Annotated in this window: 7 protein-coding genes; 4 read left to right on the forward strand and 3 right to left on the reverse strand. The window is 63.4% G+C overall.

What is annotated here, in order from left to right:
- The 4 genes from AC5RWX_RS30555 to AC5RWX_RS30570 all read left to right on the forward strand — a co-directional run.
- The coding region (locus AC5RWX_RS30555) for an ABC transporter permease (RefSeq protein ID WP_494099958.1) at nucleotides 1-739 on the forward strand (739 nt) is incomplete at its 5' end.
- Between the two features lie 2 nt (nucleotides 740-741).
- Nucleotides 742-1,614 carry a carbohydrate ABC transporter permease gene (locus AC5RWX_RS30560; protein ID WP_494099959.1) on the forward strand — a complete coding sequence of 291 codons (873 nt, stop codon included), beginning with the start codon at nucleotides 742-744 and terminating at the stop codon, nucleotides 1,612-1,614.
- Between the two features lie 51 nt (nucleotides 1,615-1,665).
- The gene (locus AC5RWX_RS30565) at nucleotides 1,666-2,355 is read left to right on the forward strand and encodes a rhamnogalacturonan acetylesterase (protein ID WP_494099960.1); all 690 of its coding nucleotides are present in this window, start codon (nucleotides 1,666-1,668) and stop codon (nucleotides 2,353-2,355) included.
- Entirely contained in the window at nucleotides 2,356-3,027 is a 672-nt protein-coding gene (locus tag AC5RWX_RS30570) for a DUF1961 family protein (RefSeq protein ID WP_494099961.1), read from the forward strand.
- A gap of 12 nt (nucleotides 3,028-3,039) precedes the next feature.
- Here the strand turns inward: AC5RWX_RS30570 and AC5RWX_RS30575 are convergent, their stop codons facing one another.
- The 3 genes from AC5RWX_RS30575 to AC5RWX_RS30585 form a co-directional block, all read right to left on the reverse strand.
- Nucleotides 3,040-3,735 carry an alpha/beta hydrolase gene (locus tag AC5RWX_RS30575; RefSeq protein ID WP_494099962.1) on the reverse strand — a complete coding sequence of 232 codons (696 nt, stop codon included), beginning with the start codon at nucleotides 3,733-3,735 and terminating at the stop codon, nucleotides 3,040-3,042.
- Between the two features lie 96 nt (nucleotides 3,736-3,831).
- Nucleotides 3,832-4,329: a hypothetical protein gene (locus AC5RWX_RS30580; RefSeq protein WP_494099963.1), complete on the reverse strand. Its 498-nt coding sequence runs from the start codon at nucleotides 4,327-4,329 to the stop codon at nucleotides 3,832-3,834.
- Nucleotides 4,330-4,406: 77 nt separating this feature from the next.
- On the reverse strand, nucleotides 4,407-4,604 hold a 198-nt coding region (locus tag AC5RWX_RS30585), incomplete at its 5' end, for a hypothetical protein (RefSeq protein WP_494099964.1).

Below are 4,604 nucleotides of genomic sequence, written 5' to 3' on the forward strand. Positions count from 1 at the left end.
GTTCCAGCATTTCCAGGACTTCTTCTCCAACCCCGATTTCCCGCGGCTGCTGGGCAACACCCTGATCCTGGCGTTCCTGAACCTCGGCATCGCTTTCCCGCTGACCATCGTCCTGGCGCTGCTGCTGAATGAAGTCCGCCTCTCGATCCTCAAACGCACTGTCCAGACGCTCGTTTACATCCCACACTTCCTGTCCTGGACCATCGTTGCCTCATTGAGCTTCCTGCTCTTTGCCCTGGACTTCGGCCCGCTGTTCCTGTTCCTGAACTCGGTGATGGGTACCAACATCGATTTCCTGTCTGATCCCAACTGGTTCCGGCCGCTGATTGTGCTGCAGGAAATCTGGAAAAACACCGGCTGGGGAACCATCATCTTCCTCGCCGCGCTCGCCACGGTGGACCAGGACCAGTACGAGGCAGCCATCATCGACGGCGCCGGCAGGTTCCGCCGCGTCTGGCACATCACGCTGCCCGGGATCCGGTCCACCATCATCGTGATGCTGATCCTGGCCATCGGGCAGATGCTGAACACCGGCTTCGAGCAGATCTACCTGATGACCAATGCGCTGAACCGCTCCGCAGCCGACGTGTTCGACACCTACGTGTATTTCGTGGGCATTACGCAGGGCGCCTACAGCTACTCCACCGCCGTCGGGCTCTTCAAATCCCTGGTGGGCCTCGTGCTGATCTTCGGCACCAACGCCTTGGCCAAACGCTTCAACCAGAGCGGACTGTTCTAGCCATGAAAATCCACAACACCACCGGCGGGCGGATCTTCGACGCCGCCAACTACGTGTTCCTGTCCCTGGTCGGCATCATCACGCTGCTGCCGTTCATCTACGTCATCGCAGGATCCTTTGCCACCGAAGCGGAAATCACCCGCCGTGCGTTCTTCGTCTGGCCGGAACAGTTCACCCTGGGCTCCTACGAGTACATCTTCTCCACCCCCGCGTTCATCAGGGCGCTGGTCACCACTGTCCTGGTCACCGCCGTGGGCACCCTGGTCCAGCTCGCGTTTACCGTCACCATGGCCTACCCGCTGGCCCAAAAGACCCTCCGCGGCCGCAAGGTCATCCTGTCCCTGGTGGTCTTTGCCATGGTGTTCTCGGGCGGCATGATCCCCACGTTCCTGCTGGTGAAGGACCTGGGCCTGCTGAACTCCTACTGGGCCCTGATCCTGCCCGCCGCGATCAACCCGTTCAGCCTTATCATCATCAAGAACTTCTTCCAGGAACTTCCGCAGGAGCTGGAGGAATCGGCCAAGATGGACGGCGCCACCGAGATCGGGATCCTCTGGCGGATCCTGCTCCCGCTGTCAAAGCCGGTCCTGGCCACGTTCGCGCTGTTCTACGCCGTGGGCATCTGGAATGACTTCATGTCACCCCTGCTCTACCTCTCGGATAACTCGAAGTGGACCCTGCAGATGTACCTGCGGCAGGTCACGGCAGCGTCGGACCTCCTGGGTACCGGCAACGTGGACCCCGCCTACATCCCGCCGGAGCAGGGCATCAAGTTCGCCGTCATCGTGGTGGCAACCCTGCCCATCCTGATCTTCTACCCGTTCCTGCAAAAACACTTCGCCAAAGGCATGCTGATCGGTTCCGTCAAGGGCTGACGCACTCAACAAGCAGGGGAGCCTGCACCAAGAGAAAGCACTGAAGCACCCATGAAAGTCCTGCTCGCCGGAGATTCCACGGTCGCCAGCTGCCCCACGCACGAGTACCCCATGAGTGGCTGGGGAGCCCAACTGCCCCCGCACACCTACACGTGGGCTGCCGTGCACAACTTTGCCAAGGGTGGCGCCAGCACTGAGTCCTTCCGGGAGGAGGGGCTCTGGGGACAGTTGCTGGCGGAGGCAGCCAATGGCGACCTGGTGCTGATCCAGTTCGGCCACAACGACCAGAAGAAGCCGCACCTGGCGGCGCGCACGGGCTACGCCGCCAACCTGCGCAGAATGGTGGCCGAGGTCCGTGCCCTGGAAGCGCTGCCCGTGCTGTGCACGTCGGTGGCGCGGCGGCACTTCCTGGCCGGCCCGTCGTCGGACGCTTCCTTGGAGGAGAGCCTGGAGGATTATCCGGAAGTGGTCCGGGAGATTGGCCTGGAGCTGCGCGTGCCGGTCATCGACCTTAATTCGTGGACCCGCGCGCTGTACGTGCGGCTGGGGCGGGAGGAGTCGGTTTCCCTCTTCTGCCACTTCGCATCGGGCGAACACGCACATTGGCCGGACGGACTGACGGACAACACCCACTTCTCCCAGCTGGGTGCAGCGGTGGTGGCAGAGCACGTTGCGGAGCAGCTTCAAGCGCTCGGGCTGGCCCCAGTGGGCCTGGAAAGTACGACGGCGGGGCGCGGCTAGGTGGGAGCCGCAGGCCTCGAAACGAAGGTACTTTACAGCAACCCGCTCAACGGTCCGGCGGACGTGGCGGACTGGGTGGGCGAAGGGCCCCTGAGCCTGGGCAGCCACGAAGGGGCCTTGGAACTGTCCGGCGCCCTGGACGACTCGGAGTTCGGCGACCACGCGCACTGGACGTTCTGGTGCCCGCAGGAGTTCCCGGACGAAATCCGGATCAGCTGGGAGTTCCGCCCTCTCGAGGAACCTGGGCTGGCCATGGTGTTCTTTGCTGCGAACGGGCATGGCGGACGGGATTTGTTCTCTTCTGAACTCTTGCCGCGGACGGGCTACTACCCGCAGTACCACTCAGGGGACATCGACGCCCTGCACATCTCGTATTTGCGGCACAAGTACTCGTCGGAGCGGGCCTTCCGGACCTGCAACCTCCGCAAGAGCGCCGGCTTTGAGCTGGTGGCCCAGGGCGCGGACCCGTTGCCCCCTGCGGAAGATGCCGTGGATTTCTACCGGATGGAAGTGGTGAAGGACGGCCGGAACGTGGACTTTTCCATCAACGGGCTCCCGCTCTTTGACTGGCAGGATCCATCGGACAAAGTGCTGGGCGGAGGCTACCTGGGGTTCCGGCAGATGGCACCGCTCCGCGCGGCCTACCGCAACCTCATCGTGGAAAGAATCTAGCGCCCGGTTCCGTTACTTCTGCCAGCCGAGCCAGTCGATGGCTTCCTGGGCAATGGCTGCGGGTACCGTGTGCGGGCCCGGGAACTCCCGGTACGTGACGTCATAGCCACCCGCTTGGAGCGTGGGCACGAGCCGGCGGCTGGTGCGGTCGATGGGCAGGACGGTGTCCGTGTCTCCGTGGGAAACGAAGATCCGGGGTTTGCCGCTGCGCGGAACGGTCGGGACGAACCCCGGGGAGAAGGCAATGACCCGGGAAAAGAGGTCACCATTGGCCAGGCCCAGGGCCAGTGCGTAGGAAGCGCCGTCCGAAAAGCCACCCACACCGATGCGGTTCGGGTCCACGAAGACCTGCTGGAAAATTCGCTCCATGGCCCGGTTGATCACCTGGACATCAGGCCCGAAGGATCCCCGGACGCCGTCCCAGGTTGAGCCCCGGGAAGACGGTGCCGCCAGGACGATTCTGTACGTCTCGGCAAGGGCGGACAGCAGGGATAATCCTCCTGCCGCCCCACCCCCGGCGCCATGCAGCAGGAGGACCAGCGGGACAGGTTGGCCGGGTTGCAGCCCGGAGGGCACGTAGAGCAAGGTGTCCCGGACAGGCTCCAGGCCCAGGCCCTGCTGCCCGGGAGCAGGTGCCTGCCCGGGCTCGTTTCCGGGCCAGCCACTCAAAGCAGCAAAATTCAGTGTGGTTTCTTTAGGACGGTCCATTTCTTCTCCCGAAGAGGCTGGGAGCGCTGCTGCCATTGCCAGCGCTCCCGCGCCAACCACGAAGCTGCCTCTGGCCATCTTCCGGTCTCATCGGCCCTAGTGGCTGGTGGTCCCTTTGTGTGATTCGAGCAGGGGCGGAATCCAGCGGTCGGCGGCAACGCCTGTTGAGATGGAGTAGACGGCTTTATGCAGCACATCAACCACCTGTTCCCGGGGAGTCCAGGCTGTAGGAGGAGCACCCATGCCGGTGGCATTCTCAAGGGTCTGGTCGAAGGCGAGCCGCACGGCGGTGTGCTTGGTGTTGGCGAAGGGGCCGCGGATTCCGGTTGCGGCCCACAGGCCGCGGAGGGAGCCCAGCGCGGCCCCGGTGCCCCAGTGCATCAGGTGGTTCCACATAAATGGCTTTTCCGCCTGACTGGGGGTCCTGCCCAGGAGGGTAAGAAGGGTCCGGGCGGGAACGTAGGAGTTGGGTCGTTTCGTCAGGAGCTGTTCGGCTTTTTCGCCGGCAGTCATCACTGCCACGCCGGCAAGGCCGCACACGGCGCCCTTTCCTGCAGCCGCCAGCAGCCGCCGTCCCCTCGTTTCACCTTGCATGTACTGCTCCAATCTGCTTCGGGCGTACCTGGAATCATTGGTCCCTGATAGGTACCCAGCACAATGGAGGCCCTAACCTAGGCGATGGCTTCCAGCGACAGTTCCTCGACCGCCGACTGAAGGGCATCCAGGTCGAACCACGCAACAGGCAGCACGTCATGGATAAAGGCATCAAAATCAAAGGGATGGCAGTGCCCGCCGTGGTTCCAATAGAGGATCCAGAGATCGATCAGGCCAAGGTCCTTCCGCTGCAGCAGGTGTCTGGCTCTGTGCCG

This window comes from Arthrobacter sp. SPT-J7 (assembly GCF_059089965.1).